The following is a 22,869-nucleotide window of genomic DNA, read 5'->3' as shown; positions in this document are numbered from 1 at the left end:
CTGAGAGTGACGCTGTCACTCTCTTCTTCCATCATATATATCAGTTCTGACATCCAGCACGTTGTTGTTGATGGACACATGGTATTTGTCCTGCCATTCGATTTTGGCATGTTCTTCTTCGTATCCCCAATAAATGTTTTTTCGTTCACCGGTGGCAACCGTTGTCAATTCCCCTCTGACGGAAGGGGAGTTCGTTCCCCCGCCTTTATTCACGCTATACAAATTCAGGTTGTATGCTTGATTCGGCGAAGCGGAAGACTGAATCCAATTTCCTTTCGGCAGATGATTCATCGAGTAAAAATGCGTATAAACGATATATCCGATCGTAATGCCTGACGCAAGCAAAACAGCCAAAATGGCAAACAAGACGCTTCGGCACGGGGACTTCCTCTGCTCTTCTATTTCTCCGTCAATATAAAGCTCCAATTTGTCTCATTCCTTGATGAAAATTGTTTTTTTATAGTTTAAGGAAAAAATCGCATTCTGTCTATTTTCAAGCAGGGTTAACCAAAGAGCGCCGCCATCTCATCCATCACAAACCTGATTTCCTCCTTTGTATTGTAAAAATGCGGGGCTATTCTGATGACGTTGTTTCGCGCTGAGACGATGATATGCTTTTCACGCAAGAGAGCTTCCATACGGCCCGCCTCTTCGGCATACACCGAGATCAGGCTTGTTCTGTTATGTACGGTTTCGGGGCCTGCGATCTTCAGGCCTTTTTCCGCCCCGTATTGCAAAGAGAATGCCGCGAGCTGCCGCAGGTAGGGCTCGATCCTGCCGGGCTCTGCTTCAAGCAGTAGCTTCAGTGCCGCGTCTGCCGCGTAAATGCTGATAAATGACGGTGTCCCCGACTCGAAGCGTTTCGCACCTTCCGCAAAGCATGAATCTAAGGCAAATGGTTTGTTCCTGCCGAACCAGCCGGCCGTCTTCGGCTCAAATTGTCCGCAAAGTTCGCGTTTCATATACAAAAAAGCCGTTCCGGGAATGCCGAGCATGTACTTGCGCGTCCCCGCCGCAAGGATGTCGATATCCATGTCTTTGACATGAATCGGAATGTGTCCGGCAGTTTGATAGGCGTCGACAAATAAAAGCGACCCTTTTTGATGAACAATCTCGGCAATCTGTTTTACATCTTGTTTAAACCCGTTCCGATAGCCGGCATGGGGTACACAAGTCAAGAGCGTCTGCTCGGTAACGTCTTTTTCGTATTGTTCCAAGTCAATCATCCCGTCATCGCTCTGAATGATGATAAGGTGATCTTTGAAGCGGTCTTGCGCAAGCCAAATTTGGCCGACGGCAGGAAAATCGATATCCGTGAAGGCGATCTGCCTTCGGTGGGGTGGCTGCGGCAATGAAGCGGCGACAGCCGCCACTGCGTCAGATACTGACGGCAAAACGGCTATCTCTTCTTTTTCGGCACCGATCAGCATGGCGAATTTTTCCTTGGCCTCATCCATCTTGCCGAGATGCGCTTTCCAGTCTGCACCGGCTGTTAAAAGGCCGTTCTGATACTCATCAACCGCTTTGGCAACAGGCAGAGCCAACGCGCTTCCGGAGCATGCGGCAAGGTGAACATGACCAGACAATATCGGAAATAAAGAACGGTAAGTGTGGAATGGATGCTTCATGATATCCCTCCTCATTAAAGCTTCGAGCGGGCCTGAAAAAAATCCTCTTTTTCACAGTTGAAATAAAGCGGGCAGAAGCCTCTTTAAGCGAAAAAACAAGCGCTGCAGCTGTTTGAAAACTGTCACATTTTCGGGAAGCATTCTTCCGTCAGCATCAAAAGCTCCCATGCTCTGGTGAATCATTATTCAGTGCGATTGCTTTCTTTCATCGTCTGATTTATGATTCAATTAAAGCAATTCAAACAGATGAAAAGGAGCCGAGAGGATGAAACATTACGGTGCAATAGAAGCAGGAGGCACAAAGTTTGTTTGTGCAGTTGGAACAGAAAAGGGAGAAATCATTGACAGGCTGACGATACCGACGGAGACGCCTGAAGAGACCATTGGAAAACTGACCGATTTCTTCAGCAAGTATCAACTCACATCAATGGGAGTGGGCTCTTTTGGACCTATATCCGTTGCAAAAGATAAAGAGGATTACGGATACATAACCAATACGCCGAAATTAGCCTGGAAGGGGTACCCGTTTATTCCCGAGTTGAAAAAAAGGCTCGGCATACCGGTTTCGTTTACGACTGATGTAAACGCTGCCGCGCTTGGCGAACTGACAAAAGGAGCGGCGCAAGGCTTGGAAAGCTGCTTGTATATTACAGTAGGTACAGGAATCGGAGCAGGAGCGATTGTCGGCGGCCGGCTCGTGCAGAGCACGCTCCATCCTGAAATGGGTCACCTTCTCATTAGACGGCATCCGCACGATACGTTTGAAGGAATCTGTCCGTATCACAAGGACTGCCTTGAAGGGATGGCATCGGGTCCGGCGCTTGAAAAGCGCTGGGGGAAAAAGGGCAATGATTTGGCTGAAAACGAGGAAGTTTGGGAGATTGAAGCCGACTACTTAGCGCAGGCTCTCATGCAATATATCTTGATCCTGTGCCCTGAAAAAATCATCATGGGCGGCGGTGTCATGAAGCAGCAGCAGCTGTTCCCGCTGATTCGCAAAAAGCTTGCCGAATATATGAACGGATATGTTGACCTGCCTGATCTTGAAGGATACATCGTGCCGCCGGGTCTCGGCGATGATCAGGGAATCACCGGAGCGCTCGTGTTGGCTCATGAAGCCGATTGAGCAAGTTGTTTTGTAAAATCCACCCAGTGTGAGATAATAACAGCGGTGCGTTTAAAAGCATGAAAAAAAGAAAGGTGGTCGTTCAAAATGGTAAGCAGTTTAAAGGATACTGTGACATTACATAACGGTGTGAAAATGCCATGGTTCGGACTCGGAGTTTTCAAAGTGGAAGAAGGCAGCCAAGTCGTAGAATCTGTGAAAGCAGCCATTAAAAACGGATACCGGAGCATTGACACAGCCGCTATCTATCAAAACGAAGAAGGCGTCGGCAAAGGGATTAAAGAAGCAGGCGTTCCCCGCGAAGAGCTTTTCATCACGTCAAAGGTTTGGAACAGCGATCAGGGATATGAAAAAACATTGGCGGCTTTTGATGAAAGCCTTCGAAAACTCGGCCTTGACTACCTTGATTTATATTTGATTCATTGGCCTGGAAAAGACAAATATAAAGATACGTGGCGCGCACTAGAAAAGCTGTACAAAGACGGCAGAGTGAAAGCGATCGGCGTCAGCAACTTCAATGTGCACCATTTGGAAAGCTTATTGGAAGATGCGGAAATTAAACCGATGGTCAATCAGGTTGAGTTCCATCCGCGGCTGACTCAGGCTGAACTCAGAGACTACTGCAAAAAACAGGGCATTCAGGTGGAAGCATGGTCTCCGCTCATGCAGGGAAAACTCCTCGATGATCAAGTGCTGACTGACATCGCTAAAAAATACAACAAATCCGTCGCTCAAGTCATCCTGCGCTGGGATTTGCAAAATGAAGTCGTCACCATTCCGAAGTCAATCAAAGAGCACCGCATTATTGAAAATGCCGACATATTTGACTTTGAATTAACAGCGGAAGATGTCGAAAAAATCAACGCTCTTAACAAAGATGAGCGCGTCGGTCCCGATCCTGACACAATGGTTCACGGATTCGAATAAGCATAAGAAAATCCCGGGTTCATAAAAACCCGGGATTTATTATTTTTCATGAATGGCCAAGCGGCCTTTCGCTTGTTTCCTTCTGCTGCCGTCGAGCCGTCCGCGGCGGTGCTGCTTAATAAAGAATGAGAGAACCAATCCGATTCCCGACAATGCGGCCGCGGTCATAAACGCCAGATTGACGCCGTGAATCATCGCCGTATCCGAAGACGGACCGGCAGGATCAGCAAGCGCACGCTGTGTCATGATGGTGATGAGAACAGCCGTCCCGATCGATCCGGACATCTGTCTCATCGTATTGTTCATGGCCGTTCCGTGAGGAATCAAATGGCGCGGTAGCTGGTTCAAGCCGGCTGTTGTAACAGGCATGAGCACCATCCCCATGCCGACCATCCGAATCGCATAGACGACAGACAAATACGCAAAAGGCGTCGTCTTTGTCAGATGGGTCAAGAGCAATGTGGTCACGAAGATCGCCGTTAAACCGGTGATGCTCAAGATCCGCGCGCCGATTTTATCAAAAATTCTTCCGGTAATCGGAGACATCAGCCCCATCACTACAGCTCCCGGAAACAGCATCATTCCCGATTCCATCGCTGTGAAATGGCGCATATCCTGCATATACATCGGCACGATCGTCGCCGCTCCGATCATCGACATAAAGACAACCATCCCGATAATCGTCGCAAGTGTAAACATCGGATATTTAAATACCCTGAACTCCAAAATCGGTTCTTCCAAATGGAGCTGCCTCCAAATGAACCAAAACAGCGTAACACTGCCGACCGCGAAGCCGGCCAACACGTCCGCACCCGTCCAGCCCGCAACACCGGCGCTGCTGAAGGCGTACAAAATGCCGCCGAAGCCAAGTGAAGACAATATGATGGAAGTGACATCCATCTTAGGCGACGTCTGTTCGGTGACATTTTTTAAAATAAAGTGTGCGGCAATCATGTCGATAACGGCAAACGGAAGCAACAGGTAAAACAATACTTCCCAAGGGTAGCGATCGACGATCCAGCCTGACAAGGTCGGTCCGACAGCGGGAGCGAAGGCAATCACAAGCCCGACCATTCCCATCGCTGATCCGCGCTTTTCTTTTGGGAAAATCAATAAAAGCACCGTCTGCATCAATGGCATCATAATGCCCGCGCCGGCCGCCTGGACGACGCGTCCTACAATCAGCGCCGAAAAGCTGAATGACAAGGCGCAGATCAAAGTCCCAGCCGTAAATAAAGACATTGCCGCCATGAACAGCTTTCTCGTCGTGAATTTTTCAATTAAAAAAGCCGTAACTGGAATCATGATCCCATTCACGAGCATAAAAACGGTCGTCAGCCATTGGGCAAGCCCCGGCGTAATGTTTAAGTCCCTCATGATCGGAGGCAAAGCCGTCGTCAATAGCGTCTGATTCAAAATGGCGATAAAAGTCCCCATAATCAAGACGGCAACAATCGGCAGTTGATTTGTCTTATGCTGTGTTTCACTCATATTAAAACCTTCTTATTTATCATTTTTTATAACACTTTATGAAATAATCGGTAACCGAAATAACTTCTCTTTTTATTTAGGGTAACGAAGGAACCGCAAAACCGCAAGTTCATTTTTAACATTCGGTATATAATACCCAGCTGTCCCTCAATTTAAACAGCCCCTTTAAGCCGGGGGAATCCGGCTTAAAGGGGACGGATTATTTTTTATAAAATCTCAGCAAATCACCGTTAATAATCTTATCGGAAAGGGAAAGCTCTTGATTCGCCTTCTCTATGAGCGGGCCGCATTTGTCCTCTCTGTCGTTGATCATGTCCCCGGTTTTTTTGCTGTAGCACGTATTTTTCGTGTAGATATAATCATCTGTTATAAAGCTGCCGTTTCTTAACACAGCGAAAGGCATTCTTTCTTTCGAAAACAGGTCATTACCGAATTGAATCATGCCTTTTGTATCAATTCCGAGCAAATGGAGCAATGTCGGTTTCACATCAATCTGGCCGCCTGTTTCAGATATCGTTTTCGGGTCTTGATCCGTTACCCCCGGAATGTGGATAATCAGCGGCACACGCTGCAGCTGAACGGTATCGTAAGGGGTGATTTCGTCTTTGCCCAAAAATTGAGCCAGCGCATCGTTGTGCGCTTCTGATATGCCGTAGTGATCCCCCATGAAGACGATCACGGAATTGTCGTAAAGGCCGTTTTTCTTCAGTTTTGCAATGAAATGCTTCAATGATTCGTCTTCATAGCGTACAGTCGTGACATACCGATTTAAAATCTCACTGTCCGAGTCGTATTCATCGATCAGCTTATCCTTATCATCAATTTGGAACGGAAAGTGATTCGTCAATGTGATCAGGTTGCTGTAAAAGGGCTGCGGCAAGTCTTTCATCAAGTCGGCCGATTGCGTTAAAAACTCCTTATCCTTCAGCCCCCAGCCCGTTGAATTTTCAGGTGTCACATGAAAATGGGAGACGTCATAAAAGCTGTCGATGCCAAGGGCTTTGTACATAACGTCCCTGTTCCAGAATTTTTTATGGTTGGCGTGGAAAACCGATGTTCTGTAATCGTGGTTCGCCAGTGTTTTATACATCGAATTGTACGCATTTTCGCTCTTCGTAAAAAACACCGAACCGCTTAGAGACGGATAGAGCGAATTGGCGACAATGAATTCCGAATCGGACGTTTTTCCCTGTTCGGTCTGCTGATAAAAATGGTCGAAATAATAGCTTTTTTGAATGAATTTGTTCAAGAACGGCGTGATTTCCTGGCCGTTCACCTTTTCATTGATGACAAATGTCTGAGTGGATTCAAGCGTTACAAAGATGACGTTTCGTCCTTCGGCTATCCCGAACATATCTTGGTTCGGTTTGCTGTAGTCGGCGTTTGTGTAGTTCTCGATCGTTGCCAGGCTGTTTTCATCAGCGACCGCTTTTTGTGTCAAATTAAAGGTCTGTGAAATGCCGTCCAACAGATGAAACTGATATAAGCCGATGTTTTTTACAAGCACTTCCCTGTCGTAGGAGTAGCTTAAAAACTTCGGCTGATCCAGCTCCGACAGGGCGAGATTAAACAGCACCGTTCCGGCGGCTGCCGCATAGTAGATCTTAACGGCTTTAACGGAAAGCTTTTTGCCGGTTCTTTCGCGCGTTTTCGCCAGCCAGACCATGAGAGCCAGGTCCAGGAAAAGCGCGATGAAAACCGGATTGAACAGCTCCTGAAAACTGCTTCCAAGCCCCCCGAGGTTTTTTGCCTGGAACAGGACGGGAATGGTGATGAAATCGATGTAGAAACCATAAAAAATGCTGTTTGCAATCAAGATGCCCGTCAGGACGACATTAGCCCCGATTAAATAGAAGCGCTGCGTTTTTTCGCGAAAAAAGAGGCTGATGCCGAGTACAGGGATGAGAAAGCTAAGCGGGTTGATAAACAGGATCAGTTCCTGAAGTGCGTTGTCGATTTGTAAATTAAAGCCCAGCTTGTAGATGAAGTACGTCTTCATCCACATAAAAAATATGGACAGGCATAAAAACCACTGCTTTTTAAAAAATTGTTCTTTCATATAAATAGCTCCTCACATATAATCCCCGCAGGTAAAGAACACCAAGATAAAATGACTAAAAAAAGCACAATATAGCAATCGGTCAAACCGTCTCTTTCGTCAGGCGATCAAGTTCGCAATAAAATAGCACGACACAACGGTGAGCACAGCAAGAACGCCTTGTTCTGCCTTCCCGCCGGTTTTAATATAAAGGGGGAGCCGAACCTTAATGGCGGACGGAAAGAAAAGTTTGATGCCGTTTACAGTCCCGGCATCAAGGAGCAGATGGCTCGCCATTCCGGCCATCAATCCGACAAGTATGCTCTGATCTGCAAAATATAAATGTGCCGCAAATGCCGTGATGAGCAAAAAGAGCAGGCTGTGTGTAAACGTCCTGTGCCCGAAGACAGAACTGATCACTGCTGATAAAATCGGAAGCCTTCTGCCGATCTTGCTTTTTGTATGGCAAATATCCGGAATCAATGCTCCGATAACACCCGAAGCTGTCATGAACACAGGATCATATCCGTAAAAATAAGCAGCAGCCGTACAAGAAGCGACCCCTCCCATGATGTGTGTTTTTCCTGTCATATCGCTTCTCCTTTAAGACCTATAACAATTTCCTAATGAAAACTATATCAAGAGTTCTGACGGCCTTCAAGACAGATGGTGACAACTTGTCAGCTGAAAAACCGCATTTTCTTGAGGCAATCGGCACGTTTTCATCTAAAATATGGTGTTTTCAGTTGAAAAACACACTCCAAGGTTCTGCATAATTTTAAAATGATAAGCCAAATTAAAATTGTACCACATTTTTAAAGAGGTGATTCATTTGGGTATTTTCTTTAATAAAGATAGAGGAAATAAGGAAAAGGACCAAAACGCCGTTCGGGGGGCGCTTGAAGACGCAGGACAAGCGCTGAAAGGAGACCCTTTGCAAGAGGCGGTCAACAAAAAGAAAAACAACCGATAAATGCCAGATGGAAGCGCCGTCTTCCATTCTACAGAAGGCTGCCAAAACAGGCGGCCTTTTGGCGCGGCTGTCCGTTTTTTCCATCACTTCCCTTTGACAGATTAAAATTTCTCTGGTAACCTCTTTTCAGAATATGTGATAAATCCTCACTCTTAACTCTTAGTGAGGTAGAGGTTGCGCGGATGATGAGTCGCATGTGTGAGGCTGATGGGGCCGATGATCATATGCAAAAGGCATCAGCGCCGAAGCATAAGGAAGCCATTCATTCTTTATGCTGGGTCTGCATTGAATAAGTGCAGGACTGCCGCGGGTTTTCCCGCGGAGGGCTATCCGGAGATCAAGAGTGTATGTTTAACCAAAGCATGGACTTTTGTTCATGCTTTTTTTATTTTGAATGATCTCACGGTCTGGTCCGGCATATTTTTTATAAAATGCTCGGAGGTTATATCTTATGGAACAGACAAAAAAATGGGGCTTCTGGCTTCTTACCGCTTTTGTTGTCGGCAATATGGTCGGCTCAGGGATTTTTATGCTCCCCAGCACACTCGCCCAGACGGCAAGCCCGTTCGGCGTAACGGCGGCATGGCTGGTGACGGGTGCGGGGGTGCTGATGATCGCCCTTGTATTCGGTCATTTATCCATTCGCCGCCCGGATCTTAAAGCAGGTCCGCAAAGCTATGCAAGAGCTTTATTCTCAGCCCCTAAAAAAGGGAATGCGGCAGGTTTTACAATGGTATGGGGGTATTGGGTGGCAAGCTGGATCAGCAACGTCGCCATCATTACAAGCCTTGCAGGCTATTTGACGACTTTCCTGCCGATCTTAACTGACGGACGCGAGCTGATTGAACTCGGCGGCCACCCCGTTACACTCGGCCAGCTCTTGACATTTATCGTATGTACAATTTTGTTATGGGGGACGCATTTCATCTTAGTCTCCAGCATAAATGGAGCGGGTAAACTGAACTTTTTAGCGACTTTTTCCAAAGTGCTTGGGTTTGTCCTGTTTATTGTTGCAGGTTTGTTCGTTTTTCAGACGGCTTTATTCGAATCATTTTATTTTCCTATCGAATCAGAAGGCAAAAGTATTGGGCTGGGCGGACAGGTTCACAATGCGGCGATTTCAACGCTGTGGGCGTTTGTCGGCATCGAGTCTGCGGTGATCTTATCAGGGCGCGCATCATCCCAGCGCGATGTCAAACGCGCGACGATTACCGGACTGTTAATTGCGCTCGGCATTTATATGGTCATCACTTTAATAACGATGGGCGTCATCCCGCACGATCAGCTCCAGGCATCGGATAAACCGTTCGTTGATGTGCTGCACGTGATCATCGGCAGCTTTGGCAGCGTGATTATGGCGGTCTTGGCAATCGTTTCTTTGTTCGGATCGATGCTCGGCTGGATTTTAATCGGCGCAGAGGTTCCGTATCAGGCGGCAAAGGCCGGTGATTTTCCTGCTTTCTTTGCGAAAACGAACAAAAAGGGAAGCCCGGTCAATTCATTGATCGTCACAAACGTGATGTCGCAGATCTTTATTTTCTCAACGGTTTCGGGAACGATCAGCGAGGCCTTTACGTTTTTAACAACGTCGGCGACGCTCGCTTACCTTGTGCCTTATCTTGTGGCGGCTGTTTTCAGCTTGAAGCTCATCCTCAAAGGGGAGACATACGGCGAACTGAAAGGTTCAAGAACAGGGGACGGCATCATCGCTTTGGCTGCTCTGGCGTATTCTTTATGGGTCATCGTTTCAGGTACCTCTGACTTGACCACCTTTATCTTGGGAATCGGGCTGTTTTTCGTCGGTCTTGCGATATACCCGTTCGTCTACAAAAAGTTCAAAAATAATCAAGTGTGATAAAGTTCTTTGCCAGCCGGGTCTTTTAGCAGAAGATCGGCTGGCTTTTTGATTCCCGCCGAAATTTTTGATTAAAATTTCCGCTTAGGCCTGTTATACTATAAAATGAAAATGATAATCGTTATCGGTTAAAAAGATCGAAAGGAATGGCATCGAGTGAGTTCTTACAAAAACATACATCGTATCAACAGCACGGATGGCCGTGATGAGGAACAGAGACCGATCAGCCGTCCGCTCGGAGCTGTTTTTGTCCTGGCCGGCGGAATCATGCTGCTGCTGTTTGGCGCCGCATTATCGATTGCGCTCGGTGCGGCTGATATAAAGCTTGGAACTGTTTGGGACGCCATTTTTCATTTTGATGCGAAAAATACGGCCCATCAAATTATTCAGGAACTCAGACTGCCAAGGACGGTAAGTGCGGCTCTTGTGGGCGCCTGCTTGGCGGTTTCCGGAGCCGTGATGCAGGGGATGACGAGAAACCCACTCGCATCGCCGGAAATTATGAGCGTCACGCACGGGTCAGCTTTCGCAATTGCTGTCGCGTTTGCTTTTTTTCCGGGAACCTCATCGGTCGGGCTGATGATCTGGTCGTTTGCCGGAGCGGGTCTTGGAGCGGGGCTCGTTTTTGCGATCGGAATGTTTTCAAAAGGCGGTCTTACACCTGTAAAGCTGGCTTTGGCCGGTACGGCTGTCGGCACGTTTCTGAGCGCTCTTTCTACGAGCATCGCGATCCATTTTGATGTGGCGCGCGACGTCAGTTTTTGGTATGCCGGAGGTGTCGCTGGCACGAAATGGATCAGCATTCAGTTGTTGGTTCCGGCGGCAGCGCTCGGTTTGGCCGTCGTTTTTGTCATCGCCCGTTCCATTACGGTTCTAAGCTTGGGAGAGGAGCTGGCGAAAGGGCTCGGTCAATATACGAAGACGGTTAAAGCGATCGGAATCGTGTCGGTTGTTCTGCTGACGGGTGCCGCTGTGTCCGTTGCCGGGGCAATCGGTTTTATCGGATTGATCATTCCGCATATTACCCGCTTTCTGGTCGGGGTTGATTACCGCTGGATCATTCCATGCTCAGCGGTGCTTGGCGCCGTCCTGCTGATCTATGCGGATATTGCGGCGAGGCTGGTCAACCCGCCGTTCGAAACACCTGTCGGAGCAGTCACGGCGCTTGTCGGCGTACCATTCTTTCTCTATCTGGCCCGCAGGGAAAGGAGTGGACTGTAATGCTCAAGAAAAACAACAGACGGGCGGCTGCGGTGATGCTCGTCATGGCCGTGCTGACGGTCGCCGTGTTTTTACTAAGCATGAACATGGGAGAAATCCGCATCGCCCCGCTTGATACATTGAAAACACTGTTCGGCTTCGGAACGCCGCAGGATGAACTTGTATTATTTGAATTCCGTTTGCCGCGCATGGTCCTCGCCATGCTGATCGGTGCGGGAGTTGCTGTCTCCGGAGCCGTCTGGCAGGGGATATCGCGGAATGACCTGGCCGATCCGGGGATATTGGGCATCAATACGGGAGCAGGTTTTGCCGTTGTGCTGTTCATCTTCTATTTTCAGGGAGATGTTGGCAATCTGCAAAAAGGATTCGTTTTTTCCCTGCCGATTTTCGCATTTTTGGGAGCCTGCTTTGCAGTCGTTTCCATCTATTTGCTGGCGTGGAAAAAAGGCTTGAGTCCCATACGCCTCGTTCTGGTCGGCATCGGAGTGAATGCGGCTTTCTCGGCGGCCATCTTAATGCTGCAGCTGAAAATGGACCCGAATGACTTTATGCAGGCGGCTGTTTGGCTGTCAGGAAATATATGGAGTTCGAACTGGAGTTTTGTCTCGGCCGTGCTGCCCTGGATTGTCGTGCTGCTTCCTTTTATCCTTTACAAAGCGCGCTATTTAAACGTGCTGAGTCTCGGCGATCAGCTCGCAACAGGGCTTGGAACGGCAGTTGAAAAGGAGCGGCGCACACTGCTTCTGTCGGCAGCGGCGCTGAGCGGCGCGTGTGTAGCGGCTGGAGGGAATATTACGTTTCTCGGTCTTGTGGCTCCGCATATTGCCAGAAGGCTTGTCGGGCCGAAGCATCAGCTTTTAATCCCGGCTTCCGCGTTGACCGGAGCATTGCTCTTTTTGCTGGCGGACTTAATCGGAAGAATGATACTGGCGCCTTCGGAAATTCCCGTAGGGTTAGTCATTGCCGCTTTAGGCGCGCCGTACTTTATCTATTTGCTCATGAAAACAAATTAAAGAAGGGAAGGGTGCAAGGTGTCTCTTTCAACAAACAACCTGGGGATCGGCTACGGAGAACAGATGATAGTCGAAAACTTAAACCTCCACATACCAAAAGGAAAAGTGACGACCATGATCGGTCCGAACGGGTGCGGCAAGTCAACCATATTAAAAACGATGGCACGCATACAGCGTTCGAGAACGGGCGCCGTTTATTTAAACGGCAAAGCGATCCACCAAATGTCGACGAAAGATATAGCCAAACAGATGGCGATTCTTCCGCAGACCCCTGAGGCGCCAGGCGGTCTGACCGTATATGAGCTCGTTTCTTACGGCCGTTTTCCTCATCAAAAGGGAATGGGCAGGCTCTCGGCCGATGACCGCCGCATGGTTGAATGGTCTCTCGAAGTGACAGGTATGCTGCCTTTTTATGACCGGCCGATCGAAGCCCTTTCCGGGGGACAGCGCCAGCGCGTCTGGATTGCGATGGCTCTTGCCCAGGAAACGGAGCTCTTGCTGCTCGACGAACCGACAACCTATTTGGATTTGGCGCACCAGCTTGAAATTCTGCAACTGCTGGAAAAGCTCAACAAAGAAGAAGGCCGAACGATTTTGATGGTCATTCACGACCTCAACCATGCCTCCCGCTTTGCCCATCACATGGTGGCGCTGAACTCCGGTGCGATTGTCAAAGAGGGCGCTCCTCATGAAGTCATGACATCAGAGGTATTGAAAAAGGTGTTTCAGATTGATGCTGAAATTATTTTAGACCCGCGAACAGGAAAACCGGTGTGCCTGACTTATGATCTATTGAAAAAAGAAGAGGATCAGAGGCTGGCAACCGGCTGACAGACATCAGACGATGTCTGTTTTTTTATTCCATGATTTCGTAAAGTAAAAAATCATTTCTAAAAAAGTTTATTTTTACTTTAAAATCAGAAAACTGGTGCCGATAAAGATATAATAGATGGTAAGATGAGGATATCAAAACATGATATAGACAGAAAGGAAAGAAGGATTTTGGAAAATGCGACAATTTTGATTGTGGATGACGAAGACGCCATTGTTCAAATGGTCAAGCGCGTCCTCACGAAGGAAGGATTTTCAGAAGTACTGACCGCGAGCAGCGCAGAAGAAGCGCTCGACATCGTGAAAAAGGATACCGTGCACTTAATACTTCTCGATGTCATGATGCCGGGACAGACAGGATTTGACGTATCCCCTGAAATCAGGCGGCACACCAACGCCCCGATCTTCTTTTTGACGGCGAAGACATCCGACCTCGATAAACTGTCAGGTTTTGCCTACGGAGCCGATGATTATATTACAAAACCTTTTAATCCTCTGGAATTAATCGCCAGGATTAAAGCGCATTTAAAAAGAACGTATATACATAAAGAAGTCGCGGCTGCTTCGGTATCTTCAGCCTACGAATATGAACGGTTTACATTTCATCCCGATTTTGCGGAGCTGATCGTGGACGGAGAAACGGTCAGCTGCTCCGCGCAGCTTCTCCAGCTTCTGCAATATTTTTGCGATCATCCGAACAGGGTGCTTTCCAAGGACCAAATTTATGAAAAAGTGTGGGGCGTTCCATCTTACGGAGACAGCAACACCGTTATGGTACATATCAGAAAACTGAGGGAGAAAATCGAAAAAGACCCGAGCAGCCCCGAATATATCGTCACGATTCGCGGTCTTGGCTATAAGTTCGTTCCCAATCCTGCAAGAAAAGAGAGCGAAGGATGAAGCTGAGAGGAAAGCTCGTCCTCCATTTTGTCAGCCAGATTTTCCTGATTCTCGGTCTTGTCCTTGCCACGCTGCTGTTATCCTTCATCTTTTTCGCTCTCCGGTTAAGCGAGAGCGAGGCGGATACAGGCTTGGCAAAAGCCACATCAGACACGTTTGAAAGCTGGGTCAGTGTGGATGACAATAACAATTGGCAGATTGAAGATATCTTGAAATCGGCGATCGACAAACAGGGAGGCTGGCTTCAAATATTAGACGGCAAGGAGAAGACCGTTTATTCCTACCGTCTTCCTCCGGAAATTCAGAGGCAGTACCACAGGGAAGACCTCGTATCAGTTTTTGACAAAAAAAGAATCAAAAAATATCAAGTCAATTTCTGGTCTGCCAATTTCAATGATGAAGACTATGTGATTTTATTCGGCTGGGAATCGAAAAGCGATACGATCCTGTCCTATTTGGAAAAGGAAGAAAAGGATATGGCGGACCTTTCTTCCTATAAAAAAAGCACGCTTGATTTCATTAAGAAAAACAAAGGATCGGTTTATCTGTTCAGCGAAAAAGGGAAAATGTTGAACTCGCTCTATCAGGACATAGATTACAGCCAGGGCATCACTGAGCTGGAGCTTTTAAAATACGGATCAAAGCCGTGGAACTACGAGCACGAGTTTTCATACAGGCGATTAAGCGCGACAGAATGGCTGATCGCCGCTACGCCGAACCCGATTTTTAATCCGGATCATGAGTTCAACAGGACGATGATCGGGCTCGCTTTAAAAATCGTTCTCATCGTGATCGGCGTTCTGATCTTACTGATGTCTTCTATGACCATTTGGTATTCTTTCAGATTCGGCATGCCGATCATCCATACGATTAAATGGATCGTCAACCTTTCAAAAGGGCGATTTGAAGAACCGAGAAACCGGAAAGGCCGCCCGCGAAGCCGGAACAAAAAAGGGAAGCGAAAACAGCCGTACCGGCTGTTCACAGAAGTGTTTGAATCGATGGAGCAGCTGACGGAAACGCTGAAAAAAGACGAGCAAAACCGCAAGAAAATCCAAACGACCCGGGAGGAATGGATCGCAGGGCTCTCCCATGACTTAAAAACGCCGCTCAGCACGATTTACGGCTACAGCATGATGCTGGAGTCTCCAAACTATGAGTGGTCAAAAGAGGAAATCCGCGAAATCGGCCAGGCGATGAAAGAAAAGTCGGACTACATGTCACAGCTAATCGAAGACTTGAACTTGACGTACAGGCTGAAAAACGACGCCTTGCCGATTAAACGCCAGACAGTGAGGCTCGTGCCGTTTTTAAAAAGCTTCGTTGAGGAGTTTAAGCGCCATTCGTTTTCGGAAGGGTACAACGTTTCTTTTGAATATACGCAAGAAGATACCGAGTTTGCGATAGACAGAGGCTGGTTCAGAAGAGTCTTGGAAAACCTCCTCGCCAACGCCGTCAAGCATAACAAAAAAGGCACTGACATCAAGGTGATCCTTGAAGAAACCAAGCAATATATTATTCTTAAAATTCAAGACAACGGAAGAGGCATGGACTCTGAAACCGTCTCAAATTTATTCAACCGCTACTACAGGGGAACGCATACAAAAGATGCGACAGAAGGAAGCGGTCTCGGCCTTGCCATTTCTTTGGAACTTGTTCACCTGCACGACGGCTGCATCGCAGTTGACAGCCGGACAGGACGCGGGACGGAAATTACGATGGAATTTAAGAAAAACCCTAAAGCCGCAAAATAAGCGGTATGAAAAAGAAGAAGCCAAAGGTTATTGCCTTTAGGCTTCTTTTATGTTGAGAAAATAATGGAAAAGAAGGCGAGGTTAGTATAAAATAAGATTAAATGTTAACGTTCACATCATATTTGCCAATGAAAATGTTAACGTTAACATTAAATAAAGAAAGGTGGGGATTTTATGAAGCCGTTTTTGAATGACGATTTTCTTTTAACGAATGAAACGTCGAAAGTGTTGTACCACCAGTATGCTAAAGGGATGCCGATCATCGACTACCACTGCCACTTGAGTCCAAAGGAAATTTACGAAAACAAAACGTTTAAAAACCTGACCGAAGTGTGGCTGTACGGGGATCATTACAAGTGGAGAGCAATGCGGGCCAATGGAATATCCGAAGAGTTTATTACAGGAGATGCATCAGACGAAGAGAAATTCAGCGCCTGGGCAAGAACGGTTCCGATGACGATCGGAAACCCGCTTTATCATTGGACCCATTTGGAACTGAGGAGGTTTTTCGGCATCGATGAACGGCTTGACGAAAAGAGCGCGCCGCATATTTGGGAGCGGGTGAACGAACAGCTGACCGGAGAAGGATTCGGCGCCAGAGACTTGATTGAAAAATCAAACGTTGAAACGGTTGTCACGACAGATGACCCGGCAGACAGTCTTGAATATCATGTGAAGCTGAAAGATGAAGACTTTAATGTAAGCGTTTTACCCGGATTTAGGCCAGACAAGGCGCTGGAAATCAATCAAGAAGGCTTTGCCGCCTGGGTGAGCAAGCTTGAAGCAGCAAGCGCTATGAAGATAGGAAATTACGACGATTTTTTGAAAGCGCTTAAAAACAGAATTGACTTTTTCCATGAAGCAGGCGGACGGATATCGGATCATGCCATCAATCAAATGATGTACACGGAAACAGATGAAAGCGAAGTGCGCCCGATTTTTGCAAAGGTGATGAACGGAGAAGCCGCCTCGCCTGAGGAAGAGTGCAAATTTAAATCCTTCACCCTGCACTATTTGGGAACATGCTATGCGGAGAAGGGCTGGGCGATGCAGCTTCACATTAACACCCTCCGAAACAACAGCAGCAAAATGTACCTGAAGCTCGGGCCTGATACGGGATATGATGCGATTAATGATCAGGACATCGCAAAGCCTTTGTGCAGCTTTCTCGATTCTCTTGACCGAAAAGACGCGCTGCCAAAAACGATCTTGTATTCTTTAAATCCGCGAGACAACGTCGTGATTTCAAGCCTTTGCGGAAGCTTCCAGGACGGCCGGATACCGGGGAAAATCCAGCATGGCACCGCCTGGTGGTTCAACGATACGAAAGACGGCATGCTCGAACAAATGAAATCGCTCGCCAACATCGGACTATTGAGCCGTTTTATCGGTATGCTGACTGATTCGCGCAGCTTTCTTTCCTACACAAGACATGAATATTTCAGGCGCCTGCTCTGCGATGTCATCGGCACATGGGTTGAAAACGGCGAAGCGCCGGATGATATCGAGCTGCTGGGCCGGATCGTCAAAGGGATCTGCTACGAAAATGCAAAACACTATTTCCAGTTTGAAGTGAAAGATCGTTTGAAAGCTTAGATTCACAAATTGGCTAGCAGAGGAGCTGCTTTTTCATGGAAATATCGACGAACAAACAAACCGAAACAGTCGCCGTCACTCAAGAGAAATTAAGTTTAAAAGAAAAGATTTCTTACGGTTTTGGAGATTTTGGGAACGGATTTATGTTTGACCTTGGACAGCTCTATCTTCTGAAGTTTTTTACGGATGTTGCCGGTATTCCGGCGGCGGCAGCCGGAGGCATTTTTCTTGTGAGCAAACTTTTCGCCGCTTTTGTCGATCCGATTGTGGGAACATCGATCGACTACAGGAAGAATATCGGGCCGAAAGGCAAATTCAGGCCGTATTTGCTTTACGGAAGCTTTGTGCTCGCGATTTTGACGATATTGACTTTCATCTCGCCGAATCTGTCACCGACGGGCAAACTCATATACGCTTATGCGTCATACATGCTTTGGGGCCTCGGCTATTCCTTTGTCAACATCCCTTATGGCTCGCTCGGGGCGGCCATGACGCAAAACTCGGTGGAAAGAACTTCACTTGCTTCCTTTCGACAGGCCGGCTCACTGGGCGCCCTGTTTGTGACGAGCATTGTTGTCATTCCGATGATCGTCAGGTTTGACAATCCTGCGGTTGCCTATCCGGTCGTCATGGGGCTGATGTCTTTTCTCGGTGTGTTGTTTTTCTACATTTGCTATAGAAACTGCCAGGAACGGATTGTCGTAAAAGATGAGAAGTACAAACAGGAAAAAGTGACATTCAAAGCAATATCAAAGACGTTTTTTACGAATAAACCGCTCCTTACGCTTATATTCATGACCATTTTTACGATTTCAGCCTATAACCTTAAATCCGCGATGCTGATTTATTTCGCGCAGTATAACCTCGGCAACGCCGAACTGATGGCCTACATGAACTTTATCATCATCGGCTCATCCTTTATCGGCGTCATCATGCTGCCGAAGCTCGTGAAGCTGTTCGGGAAAAAGCATACCGCTATTTTGGGGCTCGCGGTTTCTGTCTGTGCGGATCTGATCAATTTTTTCGTACCGGGCAATGTCTTTGTTTTTACGATTCTCGCAAGCATCGCCTTCATCGGCATCAGCATTCCGAACGGTATCACCTGGGCATTCGTATCAGACGCGATCGATTACGGCGAGTGGAGAACAGGGGAACGGAAAGAAGGAACGGTATACTCGCTGTTTAACTTTTCGAGAAAGCTGGCTCAGTCGCTCTCCGGCTTCCTGTCAGGGATCGGTCTCAGCATTATCGGCTATGTGCCGAATGCGACCCAAAAAGCGGGGACGCTGCTCGGCATTAAAGCAATACTCCTTTTGTATCCAGCAGCGGCGCTGACGGCGGCCATTCTTGTTCTCGGCTACCTGTACCGTCTGACAGATCAGAAGCACGCCGAAATGATCGCGGAAATCGAAGCGAGACCATAGCGGAATTTCACTTTCTAAAAAGCGCTTTTGATATGGTAAACTGATGGTAACAACAGCAGGAAAAGGCGGGTAAAAAAACAATGTCAGTAACGATTAAAGATATCGCCAGGCTGGCGAATGTATCGCACACCACAGTATCTAGAGCGCTGAACAACAGTCCGCTGATAAAAGAGAACACGAAAAAGAAAATACTCGACATCGCAGCCGAAATGAATTATAAACCGAATTTTAATGCGAAAAGCCTTGTTACGCAAAAGTCTTTTACGATCGGCCTGTTTTTAACAAGCCTGACAGACGGGACGTCTTCAAGCTTCTTTGCAGACATCTTGCGCGGCGTCAACAAGGTGATCGATGAAAACTATAATATGGTTGTCAGGGGGATTGACGATTATCATGATTTGTCATCCATTCACCGCAACCGCTATGACGGCATGATTTTAATCAGCCAAAGCGAACAGGACCAGGCTTTTATTGAGCATGTCCTCAAACAGAATATTCCGGTCGTCGTGCTGAACAGAAAAATCGAAGGGCACTCCGTCGTCAATATTTTGGCGAATGAACACGAGGGCGCTTTCCTCGCTGCTTCATACTTGATCAAAAACGGCCACAGACGGATCGCCATGGTGCAGGGGAAAGAAGGTTTTAAATCGTCTCAAGAAAGAAAAGGAGGCTTTCTTCGCGCGCTTCGCGACTCAAATCTTGACATGCCCGGCGAATACCTCGTTCAAGGTGATTATACGATGCAAAGCGGCTTTCGCGCGGCTGAAACGCTGCTGAAACTGAAGAACCCTCCGACAGCCCTGTTTTGCGCCAATGATGATATGGCGATCGGCGCGATGAACGCCCTTTATGCAAACGGGAAACGCTGTCCTGACGATATGTCGATCATCGGTTTTGACGATAGCGGATTTTCGGCGTATACGACACCGTCATTGACGACGGTAAAAAAACCGACGGAAAAAATCAGCATGCTTGGTGCGGAAAGCCTGTTGTCACTGATCGAAAATCCGCAGGTAGAAGGCAGGCAGACGCTCATCGGCACGGAGCTGATCATTCGCAATTCAGTTAAGCATCTATAGCATCATTTTTGATGCGCTATAAAATGTGAACGTGTGCAAAAATGAGGAGGGAATTGAAATGGAGAGGCTGTCCAAACGGATAAGGTCTAAGCCGAGCCGTCCCGAACGGATTTTGCAAATCGGGGAAGGTAATTTTATGAGGGGGTTTATTGACTGGCAGATTCATAGATTGAATGAAGAAACCGATTTTAACGGCAGCGCCGTCGTCGTGCCTCCGCGCCGCGGTTCAGTAACGGCCTTTCAAGAGCAGGATGGGCTTTACACGCTTTATCTTGAAGGTTTCCGGGAAGGACGGGAGGTTCGCGATTCTGCTGTCATTACAACAATCAGCAGAGTCGTCAGCAGCTATGAACACTATGATGAATTTATGGAGCTGGCCGATCTGCCGGATTTGCGCTTTGTCTTTTCAAATACGACAGAGGCCGGCATCATTTATATCGAGGAAGACCGGCTGTCCGACCGTCCGCAGAAAAGCTATCCGGGGAAGCTGACTGCACTGTTATACAGACGATATCTGACTTTTCAGGGAAGCAAGGAAAAAGGTCTGGTCATCCTCCCGTGTGAGCTGCTTGAAGATAACGGAAAAAAATTGAAAGACATTGTGATGCGCTATACGAACGAATGGGCGCTTGAACAAGGGTTCATCGATTGGCTTGAGGAGGCGAATGTGTTTTGCAATACGCTTGTGGACAGGATCGTACCGGGATTCCCGCAAGAAAATGCACACCGGCTTGAAGAGGCGGCCGGCTATCGCGATTCCCTGATGGTGACAGCGGAGCCGTATCATTTGTTCGTGATTGAAGGGCCGAAATGGCTTCCAGACGAGCTTCCGCTTCATGAGGCCGGTCTGAATGTCGAGTTTGTCAAAGATGTGACACCGTACAGGGTGAGAAAAGTGAGAATCTTAAACGGCGCCCATACCGCGATGACGCCGGTCGCTTATTTGGCAGGCCTTGAGACGGTTCGTGAAGCGGCTGAAGACGAGCTTATCGGATCATTTGTGAAAGAGCTGATTCAGCGGGAAGTGCTCGAGACGATCGATATGCCCGGCAATGAGCTTGACGCCTATGCGGAAGAGATTCTCGACCGCTTTAAAAACCCGTTTATCCGTCACAAGCTGATCGATATTTCCTTAAATTCCTTTGCAAAATTCAAAGTCAGAAATTTGCCCGTCTTAATGGAATATGCGGAACGAACTGGCAAACTTCCGGCTCGAACCGTATTTGCTTTAAGCGCTTTAATTTATTTTTACCAAGGAAAACGGGAAGATGAGGCCATTCCGCTGTCTGACGACGATGAGGTGCTGGCTTTCCTCAAACGGCTCTGGACAGAAGTGACAGACGTTTCGAACATCGCGTTCCATGTTCTCGGGTTTGAAAAAGTATGGGGGCAAAACCTGAACGACATGCCCGGATTGACGGACAAGACGACCGAATATTTAAGGGACATGAAACAAACGGGAATGAGAAAGGCGCTGAAAAAAATGATGAACAGCCAAATGGCTGAGCTGGGGGACATGTGATGAAAGACTGCTTGATGATCAATCCTCAAGATAATGTCGGCATTGCGTTAAGAGAATTGCAGACCGGTGAAACGGTCACTGCAGGAGAACGGACCATCGTGATCAAGGAAACGATTTTGAAAGGCCATAAGTTTGCTTTAAAAGACATCGCTGAAAATGAAGACGTCATCAAATACGGCTTTCCGATCGGGCACGCGACTGACATGATTCAGACGGGGGAGTGGGTGCATACAAAAAATGTGAAAACGAATTTGGGCGGTGTCGAAGAATACAGCTACAAGCCGAAATTTACGGAAAACCGCTATCAAAAAGAACCGCTCACATTTAAAGGCTTTAAACGAAAAGACGGAAAAACGGGAATCAGAAACGAGCTGTGGATCGTACCGACTGTCGGCTGTGTAAATGGCATTGCAGAGCTGATCATCAAAGAATTTAAAGCTGAGGTCGGCTCTATCGCCCCTTTTGAAAGCGTTCACGTATTAAAGCACCAGTACGGCTGTTCACAGCTTGGCGATGATCATATCAACACGAGAACGATTTTGGCGAATGCCGTCAAACACCCGAATGCAGGCGGTGTCCTTGTGCTGGGACTCGGCTGTGAAAACAACAGCATCCATGAATTCCGCGAAGCGCTCGGCGATTATGATCACAGCCGGGTCAAGTTCCTGCTTTCCCAAGAAGTATCAGACGAAGTCACGGAAGGCGTCAAACTGTTAAAAGAAATTTACGAGTATGCAAAAGGTGACCGGCGTGAAGATGTTCCGCTTTCTGAACTGAAAATTGGTTTGAAGTGCGGCGGATCTGATGGATTTTCCGGCATTACCGCGAATCCGCTGCTCGGCCGGCTCTCCGATTTTCTGATCGCCCAAGGGGGAACGGCGGTTTTGACAGAAGTGCCTGAAATGTTTGGAGCGGAAACGCTTTTGATGGAGCGGGCTGAAAATGAGGAAGTGTTTCATAAAATCGTCCGCTTAATCAACGATTTTAAACAGTACTTTATCGATCACAGGCAGCCTGTCTATGAAAACCCGTCTCCGGGCAACAAAGCAGGCGGCATTACGACATTGGAAGATAAGTCGCTCGGTTGTACGCAAAAAGCCGGCACTTCAAAGGTGACGGATGTTCTGGAATACGGGGGCGTTTTGAAAAAGAACGGGCTGAACCTGCTGAGCGCTCCGGGAAATGACCTTGTTGCTTCATCCGCACTGGCCGCTGCAGGGTGTCAAATCGTTTTATTTACGACAGGGCGGGGCACGCCTTTTGGCACCTTTGTGCCGACGATGAAAATTTCGACAAATACAGCGATTTATGAGGCGAAGCGCCACTGGATCGATTTTAATGCGGGAAGGGTGCTCGAAAATCAGTCAGAAGATGACGTTTTGAAAGAGCTGACAGCATATTTGATCGAAGTCGCGGGCGGCAGGCAGCTAAACAATGAGATAAACGATTTCAGGGAGCTTGCGATATTTAAAACAGGCGTTACATTGTAAA

Annotated in this window: 19 protein-coding genes and 1 riboswitch; of the genes, 14 read left to right on the top strand and 5 right to left on the bottom strand. The window is 47.6% G+C overall.

Going from position 1 to position 22,869, the window contains the following annotated elements; genetic code table 11:
* Window positions 1–15 precede the first annotated feature (15 nt).
* A complete protein-coding gene (locus MHI30_RS17815) occupies window positions 16–426 on the bottom strand; it encodes a DUF5412 domain-containing protein (protein WP_075751373.1) in 411 nt (136 codons plus the stop codon).
* 77 nt (window positions 427–503) lie between these two features.
* Complete coding sequence (locus MHI30_RS17810) at window positions 504–1,628, bottom strand: aminotransferase class V-fold PLP-dependent enzyme (protein ID WP_075751372.1); 1,125 nt, start codon at window positions 1,626–1,628, stop codon at window positions 504–506.
* A gap of 265 nt (window positions 1,629–1,893) precedes the next feature.
* Between MHI30_RS17810 and MHI30_RS17805 the strand changes: the two genes are divergently transcribed.
* On the top strand, window positions 1,894–2,754 hold the full coding sequence (locus MHI30_RS17805; protein ID WP_075751371.1) for an ROK family protein: 861 nt from the start codon (window positions 1,894–1,896) through the stop codon (window positions 2,752–2,754).
* Between the two features lie 87 nt (window positions 2,755–2,841).
* Window positions 2,842–3,681, top strand: coding sequence for an aldo/keto reductase (locus MHI30_RS17800; protein WP_075751370.1), 840 nt, complete (start codon window positions 2,842–2,844; stop codon window positions 3,679–3,681).
* 39 nt (window positions 3,682–3,720) lie between these two features.
* Here the strand turns inward: MHI30_RS17800 and MHI30_RS17795 are convergent, their stop codons facing one another.
* The 3 genes from MHI30_RS17795 to MHI30_RS17785 all read right to left on the bottom strand — a co-directional run bounded on the left by MHI30_RS17795 (window position 3,721) and on the right by MHI30_RS17785 (window position 7,801).
* Entirely contained in the window at window positions 3,721–5,172 is a 1,452-nt protein-coding gene (locus tag MHI30_RS17795) for an MDR family MFS transporter (RefSeq protein ID WP_075751369.1), read from the bottom strand.
* Window positions 5,173–5,371: 199 nt separating this feature from the next.
* Window positions 5,372–7,231 carry an LTA synthase family protein gene (locus MHI30_RS17790; RefSeq protein ID WP_075751368.1) on the bottom strand — a complete coding sequence of 620 codons (1,860 nt, stop codon included), beginning with the start codon at window positions 7,229–7,231 and terminating at the stop codon, window positions 5,372–5,374.
* 99 nt (window positions 7,232–7,330) lie between these two features.
* Window positions 7,331–7,801, bottom strand: a complete 471-nt coding sequence (locus tag MHI30_RS17785; protein ID WP_075751367.1) for a metal-dependent hydrolase — start codon at window positions 7,799–7,801, stop codon at window positions 7,331–7,333.
* Between the two features lie 241 nt (window positions 7,802–8,042).
* Between MHI30_RS17785 and sspJ the strand changes: the two genes are divergently transcribed.
* From sspJ to MHI30_RS17725, 12 genes are all read left to right on the top strand, one after another.
* Window positions 8,043–8,183 (top strand): small acid-soluble spore protein SspJ, encoded by a 141-nt coding sequence (gene sspJ, locus MHI30_RS17780; RefSeq protein WP_003185183.1) that lies wholly within the window; start codon window positions 8,043–8,045, stop codon window positions 8,181–8,183.
* 160 nt (window positions 8,184–8,343) lie between these two features.
* A riboswitch (Lysine riboswitch) is annotated at window positions 8,344–8,520 on the top strand.
* Window positions 8,521–8,634: 114 nt separating this feature from the next.
* Window positions 8,635–10,038 carry an amino acid permease gene (locus MHI30_RS17775; protein ID WP_048350392.1) on the top strand — a complete coding sequence of 468 codons (1,404 nt, stop codon included), beginning with the start codon at window positions 8,635–8,637 and terminating at the stop codon, window positions 10,036–10,038.
* Between the two features lie 156 nt (window positions 10,039–10,194).
* Window positions 10,195–11,259, top strand: coding sequence for an iron ABC transporter permease (locus MHI30_RS17770; protein WP_048350393.1), 1,065 nt, complete (start codon window positions 10,195–10,197; stop codon window positions 11,257–11,259).
* A complete protein-coding gene (locus MHI30_RS17765) occupies window positions 11,259–12,272 on the top strand; it encodes an iron ABC transporter permease (RefSeq protein ID WP_057957803.1) in 1,014 nt (337 codons plus the stop codon). The genes MHI30_RS17770 and MHI30_RS17765 overlap by 1 nt, the downstream gene beginning before the upstream one ends.
* Window positions 12,273–12,335: 63 nt before the next feature.
* Window positions 12,336–13,103: an ABC transporter ATP-binding protein gene (locus MHI30_RS17760; protein WP_048350405.1), complete on the top strand. Its 768-nt coding sequence runs from the start codon at window positions 12,336–12,338 to the stop codon at window positions 13,101–13,103.
* Window positions 13,104–13,274: 171 nt separating this feature from the next.
* Window positions 13,275–14,003, top strand: coding sequence for a response regulator transcription factor (locus tag MHI30_RS17755; protein WP_020452923.1), 729 nt, complete (start codon window positions 13,275–13,277; stop codon window positions 14,001–14,003).
* Window positions 14,000–15,757 (top strand): HAMP domain-containing sensor histidine kinase, encoded by a 1,758-nt coding sequence (locus tag MHI30_RS17750; protein ID WP_048350394.1) that lies wholly within the window; start codon window positions 14,000–14,002, stop codon window positions 15,755–15,757. Before MHI30_RS17755 ends, MHI30_RS17750 begins: the two co-directional genes overlap by 4 nt.
* Before the next feature lie 174 nt (window positions 15,758–15,931).
* Window positions 15,932–17,353, top strand: coding sequence for a glucuronate isomerase (gene uxaC, locus MHI30_RS17745; protein WP_048350395.1), 1,422 nt, complete (start codon window positions 15,932–15,934; stop codon window positions 17,351–17,353).
* A gap of 35 nt (window positions 17,354–17,388) precedes the next feature.
* The gene (locus tag MHI30_RS17740) at window positions 17,389–18,777 is read left to right on the top strand and encodes a glycoside-pentoside-hexuronide (GPH):cation symporter (protein ID WP_075751365.1); all 1,389 of its coding nucleotides are present in this window, start codon (window positions 17,389–17,391) and stop codon (window positions 18,775–18,777) included.
* Window positions 18,778–18,857: 80 nt separating this feature from the next.
* Window positions 18,858–19,856 (top strand): LacI family DNA-binding transcriptional regulator, encoded by a 999-nt coding sequence (locus MHI30_RS17735; protein WP_048350397.1) that lies wholly within the window; start codon window positions 18,858–18,860, stop codon window positions 19,854–19,856.
* Between the two features lie 58 nt (window positions 19,857–19,914).
* Entirely contained in the window at window positions 19,915–21,378 is a 1,464-nt protein-coding gene (locus MHI30_RS17730) for a tagaturonate reductase (protein ID WP_048350398.1), read from the top strand.
* Entirely contained in the window at window positions 21,378–22,868 is a 1,491-nt protein-coding gene (locus tag MHI30_RS17725) for an altronate dehydratase family protein (RefSeq protein WP_048350399.1), read from the top strand. Before MHI30_RS17730 ends, MHI30_RS17725 begins: the two co-directional genes overlap by 1 nt.
* Window position 22,869: the final 1 nt, after the last annotated feature.

Origin of the sequence: Bacillus sp. FSL L8-0528, from assembly GCF_038593085.1 — a bacterium.
GTDB classification, from domain to species: Bacteria; Bacillota; Bacilli; order Bacillales; family Bacillaceae; genus Bacillus; species Bacillus paralicheniformis.
The sequence above is the reverse complement of the archived record's forward strand: the minus strand, read 5'-3'. Positions and strand labels throughout refer to the sequence as shown.

What these genes read in the sequence shown, in the direction of transcription:
- MHI30_RS17810 (WP_075751372.1), bottom strand. Translation starts at nt 1,628, where the DNA reads ATGAAGCATCCATTCCACACTTACCGTTCTTTATTTCCGATATTGTCT.
- MHI30_RS17805 (WP_075751371.1), top strand. Translation starts at nt 1,894, where the DNA reads ATGAAACATTACGGTGCAATAGAAGCAGGAGGCACAAAGTTTGTTTGT.
- MHI30_RS17800 (WP_075751370.1), top strand. Translation starts at nt 2,842, where the DNA reads ATGGTAAGCAGTTTAAAGGATACTGTGACATTACATAACGGTGTGAAA.
- MHI30_RS17795 (WP_075751369.1), bottom strand. Translation starts at nt 5,172, where the DNA reads ATGAGTGAAACACAGCATAAGACAAATCAACTGCCGATTGTTGCCGTC.
- MHI30_RS17790 (WP_075751368.1), bottom strand. Translation starts at nt 7,231, where the DNA reads ATGAAAGAACAATTTTTTAAAAAGCAGTGGTTTTTATGCCTGTCCATA.
- MHI30_RS17785 (WP_075751367.1), bottom strand. Translation starts at nt 7,801, where the DNA reads ATGACAGGAAAAACACACATCATGGGAGGGGTCGCTTCTTGTACGGCT.
- MHI30_RS17775 (WP_048350392.1), top strand. Translation starts at nt 8,635, where the DNA reads ATGGAACAGACAAAAAAATGGGGCTTCTGGCTTCTTACCGCTTTTGTT.
- MHI30_RS17765 (WP_057957803.1), top strand. Translation starts at nt 11,259, where the DNA reads ATGCTCAAGAAAAACAACAGACGGGCGGCTGCGGTGATGCTCGTCATG.
- MHI30_RS17760 (WP_048350405.1), top strand. Translation starts at nt 12,336, where the DNA reads ATGATAGTCGAAAACTTAAACCTCCACATACCAAAAGGAAAAGTGACG.
- MHI30_RS17750 (WP_048350394.1), top strand. Translation starts at nt 14,000, where the DNA reads ATGAAGCTGAGAGGAAAGCTCGTCCTCCATTTTGTCAGCCAGATTTTC.
- uxaC (WP_048350395.1), top strand. Translation starts at nt 15,932, where the DNA reads ATGAAGCCGTTTTTGAATGACGATTTTCTTTTAACGAATGAAACGTCG.
- MHI30_RS17740 (WP_075751365.1), top strand. Translation starts at nt 17,389, where the DNA reads ATGGAAATATCGACGAACAAACAAACCGAAACAGTCGCCGTCACTCAA.
- MHI30_RS17735 (WP_048350397.1), top strand. Translation starts at nt 18,858, where the DNA reads ATGTCAGTAACGATTAAAGATATCGCCAGGCTGGCGAATGTATCGCAC.
- MHI30_RS17730 (WP_048350398.1), top strand. Translation starts at nt 19,915, where the DNA reads ATGGAGAGGCTGTCCAAACGGATAAGGTCTAAGCCGAGCCGTCCCGAA.
- MHI30_RS17725 (WP_048350399.1), top strand. Translation starts at nt 21,378, where the DNA reads ATGAAAGACTGCTTGATGATCAATCCTCAAGATAATGTCGGCATTGCG.